The sequence below is a fragment of the Variovorax paradoxus genome (genome assembly GCF_902712855.1).
GTDB lineage: Bacteria > Pseudomonadota > Gammaproteobacteria > Burkholderiales > Burkholderiaceae_C > Variovorax > Variovorax paradoxus_Q.
Map to the genome: position 1 here is coordinate 811,470 of NZ_LR743507.1, position 17,325 is coordinate 828,794.

The 17,325-nt window shown below is 69.9% G+C and carries 12 protein-coding genes; 11 read left to right on the forward strand and 1 reads right to left on the reverse strand.

From position 1 onward, the window contains the following. Positions 1 to 8 precede the first annotated feature (8 nt). From AACL56_RS03825 to AACL56_RS03840, 4 genes are all read left to right on the forward strand, one after another. Positions 9 to 1,376 carry a DotU family type VI secretion system protein gene (locus AACL56_RS03825; protein WP_339088506.1) on the forward strand — a complete coding sequence of 456 codons (1,368 nt, stop codon included), beginning with the start codon at positions 9 to 11 and terminating at the stop codon, positions 1,374 to 1,376. Then, a complete protein-coding gene (tssM, locus tag AACL56_RS03830; protein ID WP_339088507.1) occupies positions 1,376 to 5,044 on the forward strand; it encodes a type VI secretion system membrane subunit TssM in 3,669 nt (1,222 codons plus the stop codon). The genes AACL56_RS03825 and tssM overlap by 1 nt, the downstream gene beginning before the upstream one ends. A gap of 157 nt (positions 5,045 to 5,201) precedes the next feature. Continuing rightward, positions 5,202 to 5,915, forward strand: coding sequence for a type VI secretion system-associated protein TagF (tagF, locus tag AACL56_RS03835; protein WP_339088508.1), 714 nt, complete (start codon positions 5,202 to 5,204; stop codon positions 5,913 to 5,915). 40 nt (positions 5,916 to 5,955) lie between these two features. Further along, positions 5,956 to 7,959: a serine/threonine protein kinase gene (locus tag AACL56_RS03840; protein WP_339088509.1), complete on the forward strand. Its 2,004-nt coding sequence runs from the start codon at positions 5,956 to 5,958 to the stop codon at positions 7,957 to 7,959. Positions 7,960 to 8,031: 72 nt separating this feature from the next. Here the strand turns inward: AACL56_RS03840 and AACL56_RS03845 are convergent, their stop codons facing one another. Continuing rightward, positions 8,032 to 9,585: a YifB family Mg chelatase-like AAA ATPase gene (locus tag AACL56_RS03845; protein WP_339088510.1), complete on the reverse strand. Its 1,554-nt coding sequence runs from the start codon at positions 9,583 to 9,585 to the stop codon at positions 8,032 to 8,034. 219 nt (positions 9,586 to 9,804) lie between these two features. On the opposite strand from AACL56_RS03845, the gene AACL56_RS03850 reads away from it, so the two are divergent. The 7 genes from AACL56_RS03850 (at position 9,805) to glcE (ending at position 17,310) form a co-directional block, all read left to right on the forward strand. After that, positions 9,805 to 10,677: a TorF family putative porin gene (locus AACL56_RS03850; protein ID WP_339088511.1), complete on the forward strand. Its 873-nt coding sequence runs from the start codon at positions 9,805 to 9,807 to the stop codon at positions 10,675 to 10,677. Positions 10,678 to 10,744: 67 nt separating this feature from the next. Continuing rightward, on the forward strand, positions 10,745 to 11,083 hold the full coding sequence (gene glnK, locus AACL56_RS03855) for a P-II family nitrogen regulator (protein ID WP_007833403.1): 339 nt from the start codon (positions 10,745 to 10,747) through the stop codon (positions 11,081 to 11,083). Between the two features lie 29 nt (positions 11,084 to 11,112). Next, the gene (locus AACL56_RS03860) at positions 11,113 to 12,537 is read left to right on the forward strand and encodes an ammonium transporter (protein ID WP_339088512.1); all 1,425 of its coding nucleotides are present in this window, start codon (positions 11,113 to 11,115) and stop codon (positions 12,535 to 12,537) included. A 188-nt stretch (positions 12,538 to 12,725) separates the two neighbouring features. Next, on the forward strand, positions 12,726 to 13,658 hold the full coding sequence (locus AACL56_RS03865) for an SMP-30/gluconolactonase/LRE family protein (protein ID WP_339088513.1): 933 nt from the start codon (positions 12,726 to 12,728) through the stop codon (positions 13,656 to 13,658). A 16-nt stretch (positions 13,659 to 13,674) separates the two neighbouring features. Beyond that, positions 13,675 to 14,559 carry a LysR substrate-binding domain-containing protein gene (locus AACL56_RS03870; protein ID WP_339088514.1) on the forward strand — a complete coding sequence of 295 codons (885 nt, stop codon included), beginning with the start codon at positions 13,675 to 13,677 and terminating at the stop codon, positions 14,557 to 14,559. 142 nt (positions 14,560 to 14,701) lie between these two features. Further along, positions 14,702 to 16,204 (forward strand): FAD-linked oxidase C-terminal domain-containing protein, encoded by a 1,503-nt coding sequence (locus tag AACL56_RS03875; RefSeq protein WP_339088515.1) that lies wholly within the window; start codon positions 14,702 to 14,704, stop codon positions 16,202 to 16,204. Next, entirely contained in the window at positions 16,204 to 17,310 is a 1,107-nt protein-coding gene (glcE, locus tag AACL56_RS03880) for a glycolate oxidase subunit GlcE (protein ID WP_339088516.1), read from the forward strand. The genes AACL56_RS03875 and glcE overlap by 1 nt, the downstream gene beginning before the upstream one ends. The last annotated feature ends 15 nt before the right edge of the window (positions 17,311 to 17,325 follow it).

The following is a 17,325-nucleotide window of genomic DNA, read 5'->3' on the forward strand; positions in this document are numbered from 1 at the left end:
GGGACCCTATGAACAACGACATGGCCGTCGGCCCGGGTGGCTTCGTGCCGCCGAATCCGGGCGGCGGTGCGATGGGCGACGCTTCCACCGCGCCACGCGGCATCGGCGCGCAGCCCGAATCCTTCACCGCCTGGCACGACACGCGCCGCCCGCATGCGGGCGACACCGCCATCGCGGGCAACAACCCGCTGGTGGCCGCGGCCAATCCGCTGCTCGACCTGATCCCGCAGATCCGCGCCACCGGCCACCATCCGTCGCCCGCGCAGCTGCGCGAGCACCTGGTCGACGAGGTGCGCCGCTTCGAGACACGCGCGCAGCAGGCGGGCATCGCGCCCGAGGTGATCATCGGTGCGCGCTACTGCCTGTGCACCGCGGTCGACGAGGCCGCCGCGCTCACGCCATGGGGCGGCAGCATCTGGTCGTCGCAGAGCCTGCTGGTGATGTTCCACAACGAGACCTGGGGCGGAGAGAAGTTCTTCCAGCTGCTGTCGCGGCTGGTGCAGAACCCGCAGCAGCACCTCCACCTGATCGAGCTCATCTACTTCTGCCTGGCCATGGGCTTCGAGGGGCGCTTCCGCGTCATCGACAACGGCCGCACGCAGCTCGAGACCCTCAAGCAGCGGCTGCTGCAGATCATCCGGCAGACGCGCGGCGAGATCCCGGTGCCGCTGTCGCCGCACTGGCAGGACGCCAGCGCGCCGGTGCGCCGCACACGCAACTGGCTGCCGGTGTGGGCGGTGGGTGCCGTGGCCGCGGTGCTGCTGGTGCTGGCCTTCGCGCTGCTCAGCTTCAACCTCGCCGGCACTTCCGACGGCGCCTTCGCGGCGGTGAATGCGGTGCGGCTGCCGCAGACCGCGCGCGCCGTCGTCATGCCCGCGCCGCAGCCGCGCCTGCAGCGCTTCCTCGAAGCGGAGATCCGCGAGGGCCTCCTGACCGTGCGCGACGAGGCCGACCGCAGCGTGGTGGTGCTGCGCGGCGACGGCCTGTTCGCCTCGGGCTCCGACCGCGTGCTCGACCGCTACGCGCCGGTGCTCGCGCGCGTGGCCGATGCGCTCAACTCGGTCGAAGGCAACGTGCTGGTCAGCGGCTTCAGCGACGACCAGCCGATCCGCAGCGTGCGCTTTCCGTCCAACTGGCAACTCTCGCAGGCCCGCGCCGACGCGGTGAAGAAGATGATCTCGCAGCGCATCGCACGGCCCGAACGCCTGCGCGCCGAAGGGCGCGGCGATGCCGACCCGATCGCGCCCAACGACTCCGCAGCCAACCGCGCGCGCAACCGCCGGGTGGAGGTGACGCTGCTGGTGGCGCCTGTCGCCGGTGGTTCGGGCGTGCCCGCGCAGGCCGCGCCCGCGCCGCAAGCCGGAGGTGCCCGCTGATGCTGCGCGCCATCTTCCGCTTCGTCATCAGCCGCGATCTCTGGGTCTTCCTGGGCCTTGTCGCCCTCGCCTTCCTGATCTGGATCATCGGCCCCGCCATCGCCGTGGGCCGCTACCGTCCGCTCGAGGACGAGATCGTGCGCATCGCCGTCATCGTGCTGATGTTCGCGATCTGGCTCGTGCGCGTCATCTACCGCAAGTGGCGCGAGCGCCGGCTCAATGCGCAGTTGCTCAACCAGCTGCGCACGCCCTCCAAGAAGGAGAAGGAGGCCAAGCCCGAGGACGCCCCCGAGATCAAGGAGCTGCAGACCGGCTTCGACGACGCCACCGCCATCCTGAAGAACATGCGCTTCGGCGAGGACGCCGACGGCAAGCCCGCGGGCCGCTTCTCGCTGTTCGACCGGCAGTACCTGTACCAGCTGCCCTGGTACATCTTCATCGGTGCGCCGGGCTCGGGCAAGACCACGGCGCTGGTCAACTCCGACCTCGACTTTCCGCTCGCCGACCAGCTCGGCAAGGCCGCGGTGCGCGGCATCGGCGGCACGCGCAACTGCGACTGGTGGTTCACCAACGAAGCGGTGCTGATCGACACCGCGGGCCGCTACACCACGCACGAGAGCAACCGCGAGACCGACGAAGGCGAGTGGAAGGGCTTCATCGAGCTGCTGAAGAAGTTCCGACCGCGCCAACCGATCAACGGCGCCATCCTCACGATCAGCATTGCCGACCTGCCGCTGGCTGACGATGCCCAGCGCGCGCGCCACGCCATGGCGCTGCGCAAGCGGCTGCTGGAGCTGCGCAACGACCTGGGCATCGACTTCCCGGTGTACGTGCTGGTCACCAAGACCGACCTGCTGGCGGGCTTCAACGAGTACTTCGGCTCGCTGGGCCGCGCCGAGCGACAGCAGGTGTGGGGCTTCACCTTCCCGATCCAGGGCAACCCGGCGAGCAGGAAGGCGGGCAAGGACGGCAAGAGCGCCGCCGCCGTCAACGGCGACCTGCGCGAGCGCTTCCACCAGGAATACAAGCTGCTGCACCAGCGCCTCGACGAGCGCCTGCCCGAGCTGCTGGCGGCCGAGTCCGACCCGATGCGCCGCGCGCAGGCGTACCTGCTGCCGCAGCAGTTCGCGAGCTTCGAGGACATCCTCGGCACCTTCCTGGCCGATGTGTTCAACCCCTCGAAATTCGAGGCAGCCTCGATGCTGCGCGGCGTCTACTTCACCAGCGGCACGCAGGAAGGCACGGCCTTCGACCGCGTGATGGGCGCCATCAAGCGCTACCTGCAGGTCAACGCGCCGCCGGCGCCGCCGCCGGGCCCGGGCAAGAGCTACTTCCTCAAGGAACTGCTGCAGCAGGTGATCTTCCGCGACGCGGGCGTGGCCGGCACCAACCTGCGCTGGTACCGGCGCAAGCGCGCCATCGACATCGCGGGCTACAGCGCCATCGGCGTGCTGATGGTGCTCCTGCTGGGCGCGTGCGTGAACAGCTGGCGCAACAACAAGGATTACGTGGCCGAGGTCGACACGAGCGCCAAGGCCTTCAACAAGGCGGCCGCGCGCGGGGAGCTGCCGACGGTGGTCGATTCCAGCGGCGACATCGCCAGTTCGCTGCTCATCCTCGACAGGCTGCGCGACCTGCCGAAGTCGGCACGCTTCGATGTCGGCGACCCGCCCATGTCGTACCGCTTCGGCCTCTACCAGGGCGAGAAGCTGCAGGCCGCCACCGACGGCGTGTACCAGCGCGCGCTCGAGACCGTGCTGCTGCCGCAGGCCGCGCAGCGCATCGAGCAGTCGCTGCGCGAGGCCTCGAAGAACGATGCAGAGTACAGCTACGAAGCCCTCAAGGCGTACCTCATGCTGTTCGACGCCGAGCGCTACGACGCCGACTTCCTGCAGGCATGGCTGCTGACCGACGTGGACCGCAAGATCGGCGCGTCGCTCACGCGCGAGCAACGCACCAACCTCGAGTCGCACCTGAAGGCGCTGTTCGTGGGACGCGTGCTGACGTCGCCGTTCGCGAAGGACGAGCGCCTGATCACGCAGACGCGCGAGCGCCTGGCAGGAGTTCCGCTGGCGCAGCGCTCGTATGCGCGGCTGCGCCGCATCCTGCTGCAGACCAGCCAGCCCAACGCCTTCACGATCGCCGAGGCGGGCGGGGCCGAGTCGGCGCTGGTGATCCGCCGTGCGAGCGGCAAGCCGCTGACCGACGGCATTCCCACGCTGTTCACCTACCGCGGCTACTGGGACATCTTCGACAAGCGCATGGCCGAGACGGCGCTGTCTCTCGAGCAGGAGGACCGCTGGGTGCTGCAGATCCGCGCGCCCGGCATGGCCGACATCACCTCGCGCGAACTGCTGCTGCGCGAGGTGCGCCGGCTCTACCTCACCGACTACATCAAGGTGTGGGACGACTACCTGGTCGACATCCGTCTGGCCGACAGCCGTTCGCTGCTGCAGAGCATCCAGATGACGCGCGTGCTCTCGACGTCCGAGTCGCCGATGTCGCGCATCATCCGCGGCGCCGCGCGCGAGACCGACCTGCTGCGCAATCACGACGAGGCTGCGCGCAGCCTGCTCGACCAGGCGCAGAACCGCGTGCAGAGCACCCGCGAGCGCATCGAGCAGCTCATCGGCCAGCCCGACGGCAGCCAGCGGCGCAACACGCAGCTCGACCGGCCCGAGTCGCTGGTGGACAACCACTTCGAGCCGCTGCGCCGCATGGTCACCGCGCCCAGGCAGGGCGGACAGGCCCCCATCGACGCCACGGCCGCGCTGATCAACGAGCTCTACAACTTCCTCACCGCCACGGACACCGCGCTGCGCAGCGGCAACATCCCGCCGTCGAGCGACGCCGTCACCAAGGTGCAGGCCGAGGCGGGGCGGTTGCCGGTGCCGTTCCAGGGCATGCTGAACGACCTGTCGGCCACCGCGTCGTCGAAGGCGGCAGCGGTGACCCGGCAGAACATCGGGCAGAGCGCCGCGGCGAGCATCGGCTCGTTCTGCAACCAGGCGATCGCGGGACGCTACCCGTTCACGCGCGGCTCGGGTCGTGACGTGGCCTCGGGCGACTTCGCGCAGCTGTTCGCGCCGGGCGGGATGATGGACGACTTCTTCCAGAAGAACCTCGTCACGCAGGTCGATACCTCGGTGAACCCGTGGGCCTTCAAGCGCGGCGTGGACGGCGCGGCGGCGGGGCGTTCGGCGTACCTCGATTCGTTCCAGAAGGCGCAGGCCATCCGCGACGTGTTCTTCTCGGGCATGGCGGGCGGGCGCACGCCGTCGTTCACGCTGGACATCCGGCCCGAGGACATGGACGCCGCGCTCACGCAGTTCACGCTCGATGTCGACGGCCAGACGGTGCGCTACGCGCACGGCCCGCAGGCGCCCAGCACCATCAAGTGGCCGGGCCCGCGCAACAGCAACCAGGTGCGCCTGCAGGTCACCACCGCGAACGGCACGCCGGCCGGCGGCATCGTGACCGAAGGGCCGTGGGCGTTGCACCGGTTGTTCGACAAGGCCTCGATCTCCTCGGGAAAATCGCCCGAGTCGTTCAACGCGACCTTCGACCTGCAGGGCAAGAAGGTGGTGCTGGCCGTGACGGCGAACAGCGTCTACAACCCGCTGCGCCTGCCGCAGATGACGAGCTTCTCGTGCCCCGGAAAGTCATGATGGGCATGGGCGGAATCTCCAGTGCGGTGAATCGTGTTTCTCGCACCCCGGCCGGAGGAGGGCAGGGGTGGCGGCGCGCGGTGTCTCCATCGCGCGCCCTGCCTGCTCCCATCGCGACCGTTCCCCTGAGGGCGAAGGATCGAAACGGGGAGCGCGCATGAACAGCGGTCTTCCCCCGCAGGCCTGGGTGCCTGTCGACGAACAGATCGGCTGGTACGGCAAGCTGCCCGCCGCCGGCGACTTTCTCTACCGCCGCATGTCGCGCGAGCTGCAGGCCTGGTGGGACCGCTGGATGCAGAACGGGCTGGGCAGCTTCAAGCGCTGGCCCGATGCGATGACGCGGCACTACGCGGTGGCGCCGGTGTGGAACTTCGCGATTCCCGCCACGCATGGCGTGGACGCGGTGCAGTTCGGCTGCATCGCGCCGAGCTGTGACCGCGTGGGCCGCTATTACCCGGTGTGCGTCACGCTGCAGGTGGCTGCGCGCAACTACCGTCCGTCGGTGCTGGAGGGCTCGGCGGGCTGGTACTGGCAATGCGGCAACGCGCTGCTGCAGGCGATCCGCCACGGCGTGGCGCCCGACCAGTTCGACGGCCAGGTGCTGGCCGCCGGGCGCGCAGGCTTCCACACGGCCAGCGGCGGTTCGGACGACATCCTCTCGATCCTCGGGCCTACGGCCGGTGGCGAGAGCGCCCAGCAGCGCCTGGGCTGGCCGGAGCTTCCACTGTGCTTCGACCCGCTCGGCAGCACGAGCTACTGGTGGACCAACCAGGCCGACGGGTCGCCGTTGCGCACCGCCGCCCATGGCGGGGGCCTCAACACACCGCTGTTTTCAAAGTTGTTTTCGCAGGGGCATGTGCCATGGGCGTGAAGAGCCACAAGAGCCACGGTCCCGCAGGAGGAGGAAGCGCATGACGACGACGCACGATACCGGCCTGGGCACGCTGCCGGCCGACCCGCAGGAGCGGCCGCACCCGCTGGGCGTGGGCCACCGGCTCGACGAGTTCGAACTGCTGGAGGTGATCGGCGAGGGCGGCTTCGGCATCGTCTACCGCGCCTACGACCACTCGCTGCAGCGCGAGGTGGCCATCAAGGAATACATGCCCTCGATGCTCGCGCGCCGCGTCGGCGACAACAGCGTGCACGTGCGCTCCGAGCGGCTCACGGCCACCTTCGAGGCGGGCCTGCGCAGCTTCATCAACGAGGCGCGCACCCTCGCGCAGTTCAGCCATCCGGCGCTGGTGCGGGTGCACCGCTTCTGGGAGTCCAATTCCACCGCCTACATGGCGATCCAGCTCTACAAGGGCCGCACGCTGCGCCGCCTCGCCGAGGACGAGCCCGGCCGCGTCACCGAGACCTGGCTGCTCGGCATGCTCGGGCCGCTGCTGGGCGCCCTCGAGACGCTGCACCGCAGCCAGTGCTTCCACCGCGACATCGCGCCCGACAACATCTTCGTGCAGCTCGACGACTCGCCGGTGCTGCTGGACTTCGGCGCGGCGCGCAAGTCGATCGCCGACCTGGTCGACGAGGTGGCGGTGATGGTGAAGTCGGGCTACTCGCCGATCGAGCAGTACGCCGACGACAACACGCTGCTGCAGGGAGCGTGGACCGACCTCTACGCACTGGGCGCGGTGCTGTACCGCGCGGTCACCGGCCATCCGCCGCCCTCGGCCGTGGTGCGCAGCGTGCAGGACGCCTACGTGCCGCTGTCGTCGATGGGCCGGCCCGACCTGAGCCCCGCCTTCTGCGCCGCGGTCGACCACACGCTAGCGGTGCACAGCAAGGACCGCACGCAGACCGTGGCGGCCTTCGCAGCCGAGCTCGGCCTGACCCGGCTCGGCGATCTCTACGTGAACGGCATGGCCGTGCCGACGGTGATCATTCCCACCGCGCCCGTGCCGGCTGCGCCGCCGCCGCCGCCGCTGGTGCCGCAGCAGCAGGTCGTGCCGCAGTCCTATCCGCCTGCTTCGGCGCCGGTACCGCTGGAGCCGGCCGGCACGGCCGGCTTCGCGGCGCCGCCCGTTGCGGCGGCGGAGCCGGCGAAGGTCAAGGTGAAGGCGTCCTCCGGTGCCGCGTCGGCGCGTTCGTCGACGAAGAAGAAGTCGTCCGGGCTGTCCTGGCTGCTGGTCGGCGGACTCGTCGTTGCGCTGGTGGCGGTGGGCAGCTGGATCGGCCTGCGCCTGACCTCGGCCAAGCAGGAGACCACGACGGCCATGGTGCCCGTGCCGCCGCCGGCCTCGCCGATGTCGAGCACCAGCGCGCCGCCGGCCGTGGCAGTGTCGCCCGCGGGCACGCCGGCACCGGCCGACGCGACGCCGGCACCGGCGGCCGGCGCAGCCGCGACACCGCCTGCGGCAACCGCCAGCGCCGCAGCAGCCCCTGCGGCTGGTGCTGCCGCCCCGGGCACCGGTGTGCTGACGCCGCTGGACAACGTGCAGGTCAATCCGCCGGCGCCGCCGCCCGAGACCGCGCTGGCCACCGCCGAGGCCGAGGACTGGAACCTCGCGCAGACCGAGAACACGCGCGAGGGCTACGAGGCCTACCTGCGCCGCTACCGCCGCGGCCTGCATGCGCGCGAGGCGCGCAACGCGATCGCCGAGATCAACCGGCTCTCGCCGCCGCCCGTGGCCGTCGATCCGTCGGCGCTGCCGCCAGGAGCGCCGGGCGCCCCGGTGGCCGGCGCCGCGCCCGCGGCCCCGCCGGGCATGGGCCGGGTGAACTTCAACATCCGGCCCTGGGGCCAGGTGTTTGTCGACGGCGCCGACCGCGGCGTGAGCCCGCCGCTCAAGTCGCTGCCGCTGCGCCCCGGCATCTACAACATCGAGGTGCGCAATGGCGATCTCGAGGTGTTCCGCCAGCGCGTGACGGTGCAGGACAGCAAGTCGGCGCCGGTGGTGAGCCACGAGTTCAAGTAAGCCCCGCCGGCACGGCGTGGTCCGCGTGCCACTTTCGCGTCGACCGGCTCATCGGCGAAGGGCCTCGCGAGCTCACTTGTGCTGCGCGCCGGCCAGCACCCGGCGGTACTGCACCGCCTCGGCCACGTGCGGCACCTCCACCGCGTCGGCGCCGACCAGGTCTGCGATCGTGCGTGCCACCTTCAGCGCGCGGTGCGTGCTGCGCGCCGACCAGCCAAGCTTGTTCGCCGCGTTGAACATGAACTGCCGCGCCGCGGGATCGAGCGCGGCATGCCGGTCGATCGCGCCGCCCTGCAGCGCCTGGTTGGCATGGCCCTGGCGGCGCATCGCGCGTTCGCGGGCGGCGACCACGCGCGTGCGGATGCTGTCGGTCGATTCGCCGGGCGGTGCATCGAGCAGCAGCTGTGCCGACACCGCGGGCACCTCGATGTGCAGGTCGATGCGATCCAGCAGCGGGCCGCTGAGCTTGGCCTGGTAGCGCAGCACCTGGGTCGGCGTGCAGCGGCAGGGCCTCAGCGAGGAGCCGAGGTAGCCGCAGGGGCAGGGATTCATCGCCGCGATCAGCTGGAAGCGCGCGGGAAACTCGGCGCTGAGCGCCGCACGGGAGATCGTGATGGTGCCGGTTTCCAGGGGCTCGCGCAGCGCCTCGAGGGCCGACCTCGCGAACTCCGGAAATTCGTCGAGAAAGAGCACGCCGCGATGCGCGCGCGAAATCTCGCCCGGCCGCGGCGGCGAGCCGCCGCCCACCAGCGCCACCGCGCTCGAGGTGTGATGAGGCGCCGATGTGGGCCGGCACATCCATCGCTCGGCCGCGAAGCGCCCGCCAAGGCTCGCGATGGCCGCGCTCTCCAGCGCCTCGTCGATGCTCATGGCCGGCAGCAGCCCCGCGAAGCGCTGCGCGAGCATCGATTTGCCCGAACCCGGCTCGCCGACCATCAGCAGGCTGTGGCCGCCGGCCGCGGCGATCTCGAGTGCGCGCTTGACGCCCGCGTGGCCCTTCACGTCGCACAGGTCGGCGTAGCGCGGCGCGGGTGCACCGGGCGCGGCCTCGATGCGCGACCAGCCGTCGTTCGCTTCGGGTTCGCTCGATGGCGCCTGTGCGCCGTTGCCGGCCAGGAACTGCCGCACCACGTCCAGCAGGTGCGTGGCGCCGTACACCTCGCCGCCTGGCACCAGCGCCGCTTCGTGTGCGCTGTCCATGGGCAGCACCAGCCTTGTGGCCACGCCGCGCGTGTGCAACGCCAGCGCCATCGCCAGCGCACCGCGGACGGGACGCAGCTCGCCCGACAGCGAGAGTTCACCAGCGAATTCGTGGCCGGCCAGCCGGGCGTTGTCGATCTGCCCGCTGGCAGCGAGGATGCCCAGCGCGATCGGCAGGTCGAATCGGCCCGAGTCCTTCGGAAGGTCTGCAGGCGCCAGATTCACGGTGATCCGTTTGTTGTTCGGAAACTCCAGCCCCGCGTTCTGGATGGCCGAGCGCACCCGCTCGCGCGCTTCCTTGACCTCGGTTTCCGCCAGCCCGACCAGCGTGAAGCTGGGCAAGCCGTTCGCCAGATGCACCTCGACCGTGACGCTGGCAGCTTCCAGCCCCAGCAAGGCACGGCTTTGCACCAAAGACAGACTCATTGTTTTCCCTCTCCCCAAGATGGTGCGCCTGCGTGGGGCGCGCCGCCGTGGTGCAGCGCCCTGCGCAACTGCAACCACTCGCAACGAGGGTTGTAACGATTTCGCTCTCTGCTGCGACGCGGCCCGCCGTCTTGCGCAGCCGTATCCGTGCACTTTGGCACGCTCCCTGCTTTGAGCCTCCCAGGTCCAACAACACACCACCTTGCGAGGAGTTTCCCGATGACGCACCGTACCGCAGCCCAGGCGCTGATCGTTCTGGCCACGGCCCTCTCCGCTTCGGGCGCCGCCCTGGCCCAGGCCACGACCGATGCTGCAGCGGCCGCTCCCGCCCCTGCCTCCAACCTGACGGCCAACGTGTCGCTGACCACGAACTACAAGTTCCGCGGCCAGGACCAGGACATGCTGGGCCGCAACGACTACGCGAAGACCAAGGCCTTCAAGCCGGCCATCCAGGGCGGCTTCGACTACGCCTTCGGCGACAGCGGCTTCTACGTGGGCAACTGGAACTCCAGCGTCAACTGGCTCCCGGGCAACAGCATCGAGAGCGACCTGTACGGCGGCTACAAGTTCAAGGCCGGCCCTCTCGACATGGACGTCGGTGCGCTCACCTACATCTACCCGGGCAACTCGGCCGGCAACACCACCGAGCTGTACCTGGGCGCCACCTACGCCAACGAGACTTTCGGCTCGTTCACCGCCAAGTACTCGCACACAGTGTCCAAGGACTACTTCGGCTACGCCGGCAACAAGGCCGGATCGGGCCTGAAGGGCCGCAACACCGGCTACCTGAACCTGTCGTACTCCAAGGAAATCGTGCCCAAGGTCACGCTGAAGGCCGCCGTGGGCTACACGCACATGGCCAGCGACATCCGCGGCCTGGGCTACAAGAGCTATGTCGACTACAACGTGGGCGCCTCCTACGACTTCGGCAACGGCCTGTCGCTGACCGGCTCGGTGCAGGGCGCGAACAAGAAGAGCTCGTACCTCGCCGTGAGCAACCCGGGCGTGGACTACGGCTTCGGCACGTTCGGCACCACCTACTACTCGCCGAACAAGGCACGCTTCATCCTGACGCTGACGAAGACGCTGTAAGGCACAGAACAACGAGGTGCGGCCTACGTTGCCGCACCGATTCATTTCCATCCGAAGGAGAAAACTCATGAAGCTGGTCACAGCCATCATCAAACCGTTCAAGCTCGACGAGGTGCGCGAAGCACTGTCGGCCATCGGCGTGCAGGGGATCACCGTCACCGAGGTCAAGGGTTTCGGCCGCCAGAAGGGGCACACCGAGCTCTACCGCGGCGCCGAGTACGTGGTCGACTTCCTGCCCAAGGTCAAGATCGAAGCGGCCGTCTCCGACGACCTCGTCGACCGCGTGATCGAGGCCGTCGAGGGTGCCGCTCGCACCGGCAAGATCGGCGACGGCAAGATCTTTGTCTACAACCTCGAACAGGTGGTGCGCATCCGCACCGGCGAAACAGGCCGCGAAGCCCTCTGACCGTTTCCAGGCCCGAAAGAACAACGACTATGAAAAAACTGCTCGTCTCTCTTGCGTTCGGTTTGAGCGTGCTGGCTGCCGGCACCACCGCCCTTGCACAAACGCCCGCGGCCACGGCCGAGGCCCCGGCTGCGTCGGCATCCGCGCCCGCCGCCGCTGCCCCTGCGGCAGCTCCGGCACCGGCGGCCGCCGACGCCGCTCCCGCAGCGCCGGCCGCCGCACCGGCACCGAAGATCGATTCCGGCGACACCGCCTGGATGCTGACCTCGACGCTGCTCGTGATCCTGATGACCATCCCCGGCCTTGCGCTGTTCTACGGTGGCCTGGGCCGCGCGAAGAACATGCTGTCGGTGCTGATGCAGGTCTTCGTGATCTTCTCGCTGATCAGCATCCTGTGGGCCGTCTACGGCTACAGCCTGGCCTTCTCGGGCGAGGGCAACTTCTTCGGGGGATTCGACAAGATCTTCATGAAGGGCATCACGCAGGAAACCTTCGGCGCGCTGACCACGATTCCCGAATACGTGTTCGTCGCCTTCCAGGGCACCTTCGCGGCCATCACCGTGGCGCTGATCGTCGGCGCCTTCGCGGAACGCGCCAAGTTCTCGGCCGTGCTGCTGTTCTCGGTGCTGTGGTTCACCTTCAGCTACGTGCCGATCGCCCACATCGTGTGGGGCGGCGGCCTGCTGGGCAAGGACGGCGCGCTCGATTTCGCCGGCGGCACTGTGGTGCACATCAACGCCGGTGTGGCCGGCCTGGTCGGTGCCTACATGGTCGGCAAGCGCGTGGGCTACGGCAAGGAAGCCTTCACGCCTCACTCGCTCACGCTCACCATGGTCGGCGCTTCGCTGCTGTGGGTCGGCTGGTTCGGCTTCAACGCCGGCTCGGCAGGTGCTGCCAACGCCGTCGCTGGCCTGGCCTTCGTCAACACCGTGCTCGCCACCGCTGCCGCGGCGCTGTCGTGGATCCTGGGCGAGAGCCTGCACAAGGGCAAGGCCTCGATGCTGGGCGCCGCGTCCGGTGCGGTTGCCGGCCTGGTGGCCGTCACGCCCGCCGCCGGTTTCGTCGGCCCGATGGGTTCGATCGTGCTGGGCCTGCTGGCCGGCCTGGTCTGCCTGTGGGGCGTGGGCGGCCTGAAGCGCATGCTCGGTGCGGACGATGCATTCGACGTGTTCGGCGTGCACGGCGTGGGCGGCATCCTGGGTGCCATCCTGACCGGCGTGTTCGCGGCCAAGGGCCTCGGCGGCACCGGCGGTGCGACGCCCGACACCTTCGCCATGGGCGCACAGGTCTGGATCCAGATCAAGAGCGTGCTGCTCACCATCGTCTGGTCCGGCGTCGTGGCCTTCATCGCCTACAAGATCGCCGACCTGACCATCGGCCTGCGCGTGTCGGAAGAAGAAGAGCGCGAAGGCCTCGACATCTCCTCGCACGGCGAGACCGCGTACAACCGTTGATCTGCTTTGGCCGGGTTGCCTTCGGGCAGCCCCGCCACCGAAACGACCACCACCATCTACAAGAACAATTCTTCGTAACGAGTTTTTCAAGCGAGGTCTCCTTTGGATGTTCAGCCCGCGAGCGCTCCGGCGCCAGCGGGCTTTTTTTTGTCTGCCGCCTTCATGGCCGGGGGCACAATCGCGACACCATGTGGACCACCCTCGAAGACAGTCTCTGCGAGCTCGGCGAATCGCCGTTCTGGCACCCTGAAGAACGCGCGCTGTACTGGCTCGACATCCCCGGGCGCGCCGTGCTGCGCACGCGCGGCGACATCGGCTCGGCCGACGCGAAGGTCGAGCGCTGGGCGCTGCCCACCGAGCCCGGCTGCATGGCGCCCGCGCGCAGCGGCGGCTACGTGATCGCGCTGCGCGACGGCATCTACCGCGCCCGCGCATGGGGCGGCGAGCTGGTGGCCATGGCGCGCGTCGAGCACGACGTGCGCACCATGCGCTTCAACGACGGCAAGTGCGACGCGCTCGGCCGCTTCTGGGGCGGCTCGCTCAACGAGGCGAAGGACAGCGCCAACGCCGCGCTCTACTGCCTCGACGCGCGCCCCGGCACCGGCATCTCGCCCACCATCACGCAGATGGCCAACGAATCGACCACCGCCAACGGCCTGGCGTTCTCGCCGGACGCCCGCACGCTCTACTGGGCCGACACCGCCGCGCACGTGGTGTGCGCCTGGGACTGGGACGCCGAAGGCAACTCGCTCTCTCGCGCCCGCGTGTTCCACCAGTTCGACGCCAAGCCCGCGGGCTGGACAACCGACGCGCCGCAGGGCTACCAGGGCCGCCCCGACGGCGCCACCATCGACGCGCAGGGCCACTACTGGGTGGCGATGTTCGAGGGCGCGCAGCTGCTGCGCTTCGCGCCTTCGGGCGAGATCGTGGCATCGGTGCCGGTTCCCGTGCAGTGCCCGACCATGCCGTGCTTCGGCGGCGACGACCTGCGGACGCTGTTCGTCACCAGCGCGCGCAAGGGCCGGCCCGTGGCGGAGGTCGAGCGGCTGCCCGCGTCGGGCATGGTCGTGTCCACGCGCGTCGATACGCCCGGCCTGCCGGTCAGCTTCTTCGAGGACTGAGCGCCCGCCGCCGCGCATGGCCTTGCAGCACATCCCGCCGATCCAGTGCCTGCTGACCTTCGAGGCCGTGGCGCGGCTGCGGCATGCGGGCCGCGCGGCCGACGAGCTCTGCGTGACGCCCAGCGCGGTGAGCCACCGCATCCGGCAGCTCGAGTCGCACGTGGGCTTCAAGCTGTTCGGGCGCAGCGACTTCAGCCTCACCGCCGACGGCGCCGCGTACCTCGCCAACGTGCGTACCGGGCTCGCGGCGCTGCAGGCCACGCCGATCGGCGGCAGCGCGGCGCAGCGCGCCACGCGGCTGCGCATCGCGGTCACGCCCACCTTCAGCCGCCAGTTCCTCATGCCGCGGCTCGAGCTGTTCCGCAACATCTACCCCGACATCGAGCTGGTGCTGCAGGTGTCGATCCCGCTGCTCGACGTGACCGCCGAGCAGGCCGACCTGGAGGTGCGCTACGGCCCCGGCGGCTACGCCGACTGCGAGCACCGCCTCGTGCTCGAGGAGCAGGTGGTGCCCGCCTGCAGCCCGAGCTACCTCAACGAGTTCGGCCCGTTCACAGGCTTCCGCAGCGCGGCGGAGATCGCCAGCGCACGGCTCATCCGCAGCCCGCTCGAGCCCTGGGGGACGTGGTTCGCGGACTGCGGCCTCGACCAGCCCGAACCGCTCATCGGCTCGCAGTTCAACGACCTGGGGCTGGTGTACGACGCCGCAGCCAGCGGCTTCGGGGTGGCGCTGGTGCGCCAGAAGATGGGTGCGGCGTGGTTCGAATCGGGGCGGCTGGTGGCGCTGTCCGAGCGGGCCGTGCCGTCGCCGCACCGGCACTACATCTGCTGGCAGCCGGGCACGCTCGAGCGCTGGGAATGCGCAGCCTTTGCCGACTGGCTCGAGCAGAGCCTGCGTTAGCGCAGCGCCGGCGCGTCCGCAAAGTTCTCTCAAGCGCCCGGCAAAAATCCTTCAACCCGAGGCGCCCGCATTTTTCGTAGAGTGCACACGGCTCCCGGGATATTCCGGGACATCCCGCGAACAGAAGAAAAGAGGTCGCCGCATGAACGCGCCGCTCACCCCCACGCAGCACGATTCGCTACAGAAAACAGAGCGCCAGTCCCAGGTGGTTCGTGCGCTGCAGGCTCATCTGCCGGCCCACGCGCTGATCTGGCACGACGAGGACACCACCCCCTACGAGTGCGACGGCCTCACCGCCTACCGCGCGCGTCCGCTGGTGGTGGCGCTGCCCGAGACCGAGGCGCAGGTGGCCGCCGTGCTCAGGACCTGCCACGGGCTCGGCGTGCCCGTGGTGGCGCGCGGCGCGGGCACCGGGCTGTCGGGCGGCGCCATGCCGCACACCATGGGCGTGACGATGTCGCTCGCCAAGTTCAACCGCATCCTGAAGATCGACCCGGTGAGCCGTACCGCGGTGGTGCAGTGCGGCGTGCGCAACCTCGCCATCAGCGAGGCGGCCGCGCCCTTCAACCTCTACTACGCGCCCGATCCGTCGAGCCAGATCGCCTGCACCATCGGCGGCAACGTGGCCGAGAACTCGGGCGGCGTGCACTGCCTGAAGTACGGCCTCACGCTGCACAACGTGCTGCGCGTGCGCGGCTTCACCGCCGAGGGCGAGCCCGTCGAGTTCGGCGGCGACGCGCTCGACGCGCCGGGGCTCGACCTGCTCGCGCTGGTCATCGGCAGCGAGGGCATGCTCGCCGTGACCACCGAGGTCACCGTCAGGCTGGTGCCCAAGCCGCAGCTGGCGCGCTGCATCATGGCCAGCTTCGACGACGTGCGCAAGGCCGGCGATGCGGTGGCGGCGGTGATCGCGGCCGGCATCATCCCGGCGGGCCTGGAAATGATGGACAAGCCCATGACCGCGGCGGTCGAAGACTTCGTGCGCGCGGGCTACGACCTCGACGCCGCGGCCATCCTGCTGTGCGAGTCCGACGGCACGCCCGAGGAGGTGGAAGAGGAAATCGGCCGCATGACCGCCGTGCTGCGCGGCTGCGGCGCCACCGCCATCGCCTGCAGCAACAGCGAGGAAGAGCGCATGCGGTTCTGGAGCGGGCGCAAGAACGCGTTTCCCGCGTCGGGCCGCATCAGCCCCGACTACATGTGCCTCGACTCCACCATTCCGCGCAAGCGGCTGGCCGACATCCTGCTGGCCATCCAGGAGATGGAGAAGAAGTACGACCTGCGCTGCTGCAACGTGTTCCACGCGGGCGACGGCAACCTGCATCCGCTGGTGCTGTTCGACGCCAACGACCCCGACGAGCTGCACCGCTGCGAGCTCTTCGGCGCCGACATCCTGGAGACCAGCGTTGCCATGGGAGGCACCGTGTCGGGCGAGCACGGCGTGGGCGTGGAGAAGCTCAACAGCATGTGCGTGCAGTTCACCGCAAGCGAGAACGAGCAGATGTTCGGCGTGAAGCGTGCCTTCGACCCCGAAGGCATGCTGAACCCGGGCAAGGTGATTCCCACGCTGCAGCGCTGCGCCGAATACGGCAAGCAGGTGGTGCGCGGGGGCAAGCTGCAGCATCCCGAGCTGCCGAGGTTCTGATGGCGACCGACACCGCACTCCACGAAGTCGCCGAGCGCATCCGCGCCGCAGCCTCCGATGCCGCGCCGCTGTGCATCCGCGGCGGCGGCACCAAGGATTTCTACGGCGAACCGCCCCAGGGCGAGCTGCTCGACACGCGCGCCCTCGCCGGCATCACGAGCTACGAGCCGAGCGAACTGGTCGTCACCGTGCGCGCCGGCACGCCGCTCGACGAACTCGAGGCCGCGCTGGCTGAGAAGGGCCAGTGCCTGCCTTTCGAACCGCCGCGCTTCGCGCCCCATGGCAGCGTCGGCGGCATGGTGGCCGCGGGCCTCAGCGGTCCGGCGCGTGCGAGTGTCGGCGCGGTGCGCGACTACGTGCTCGGCGCCACGCTGGTCAACGGCCGCGGCGAGGTGCTGACCTTCGGCGGGCAGGTGATGAAGAACGTCGCGGGCTACGACGTCTCGCGCGTGCTGGCCGGCTCGCTCGGCACGCTGGGCGTGATCGCCGAAGTCAGCCTCAAGGTGCTGCCGGTGCCGCCCGCGGAAGCCACGCTCGAATTCGCCTGCAGCCAGGCCGATGCGCTGCGCCTGCTCAACGAATGGGGCGGCCGCCCGCTGCCGCTGAACGCCAGCTGCTGGGCCGGGCATGCCGGCGCGGGTGTGCTGTCGCTGCGCCTGCGCGGCGCGGTCGCAGCCGTGGAAGCCGCCTGCGCGCACCTCGGCGGCGAGCGCATCGACGGCGCGCGTGCCGCGGCCGGCTGGCAGGCGCTGCGCGACCAGCAGCTGCCGTGGTTCGCCACCGCCGGCAGCGCCGATGCGCTGTGGCGTCTTTCGGTGCCGCAGACCGCACCGGTGCTCGCGCTCGACGGCGCTGCCCCGCTGATCGAATGGCACGGCGGCCAGCGCTGGTACAAGGCGCCGGTCGGGCAGGCCGCGCGCGTGCGCGAACTCGCGCGCGCTGCGGGCGGCCACGCCACGCTCTTCCGCACGCCGGATGGCGCCGCCACCGGCGTGCCGCGTTTCGATGCCATGAGCGCACCCGTCGAGCGCATCCAGCGCGCGCTGATGCGCGAATTCGATCCGCACGGCCTCTTCAACCGCGGCCGCCTGCTCGCCCCGACCTGAGACAAGAACAAGAAC

Bases quoted from the DNA above. Each gene is read 5' to 3' on its own strand.
- AACL56_RS03865 (WP_339088513.1), top strand. From the start codon at position 12,726: ATGTGGACCACCCTCGAAGACAGTCTCTGCGAGCTCGGCGAATCGCCG.
- AACL56_RS03840 (WP_339088509.1), top strand. From the start codon at position 5,956: ATGACGACGACGCACGATACCGGCCTGGGCACGCTGCCGGCCGACCCG.
- AACL56_RS03825 (WP_339088506.1), top strand. From the start codon at position 9: ATGAACAACGACATGGCCGTCGGCCCGGGTGGCTTCGTGCCGCCGAAT.
- tagF (WP_339088508.1), top strand. From the start codon at position 5,202: ATGAACAGCGGTCTTCCCCCGCAGGCCTGGGTGCCTGTCGACGAACAG.
- AACL56_RS03875 (WP_339088515.1), top strand. From the start codon at position 14,702: ATGAACGCGCCGCTCACCCCCACGCAGCACGATTCGCTACAGAAAACA.
- tssM (WP_339088507.1), top strand. From the start codon at position 1,376: ATGCTGCGCGCCATCTTCCGCTTCGTCATCAGCCGCGATCTCTGGGTC.
- AACL56_RS03860 (WP_339088512.1), top strand. From the start codon at position 11,113: ATGAAAAAACTGCTCGTCTCTCTTGCGTTCGGTTTGAGCGTGCTGGCT.
- AACL56_RS03870 (WP_339088514.1), top strand. From the start codon at position 13,675: ATGGCCTTGCAGCACATCCCGCCGATCCAGTGCCTGCTGACCTTCGAG.
- AACL56_RS03850 (WP_339088511.1), top strand. From the start codon at position 9,805: ATGACGCACCGTACCGCAGCCCAGGCGCTGATCGTTCTGGCCACGGCC.
- AACL56_RS03845 (WP_339088510.1), bottom strand. From the start codon at position 9,585: ATGAGTCTGTCTTTGGTGCAAAGCCGTGCCTTGCTGGGGCTGGAAGCT.
- glcE (WP_339088516.1), top strand. From the start codon at position 16,204: ATGGCGACCGACACCGCACTCCACGAAGTCGCCGAGCGCATCCGCGCC.
- glnK (WP_007833403.1), top strand. From the start codon at position 10,745: ATGAAGCTGGTCACAGCCATCATCAAACCGTTCAAGCTCGACGAGGTG.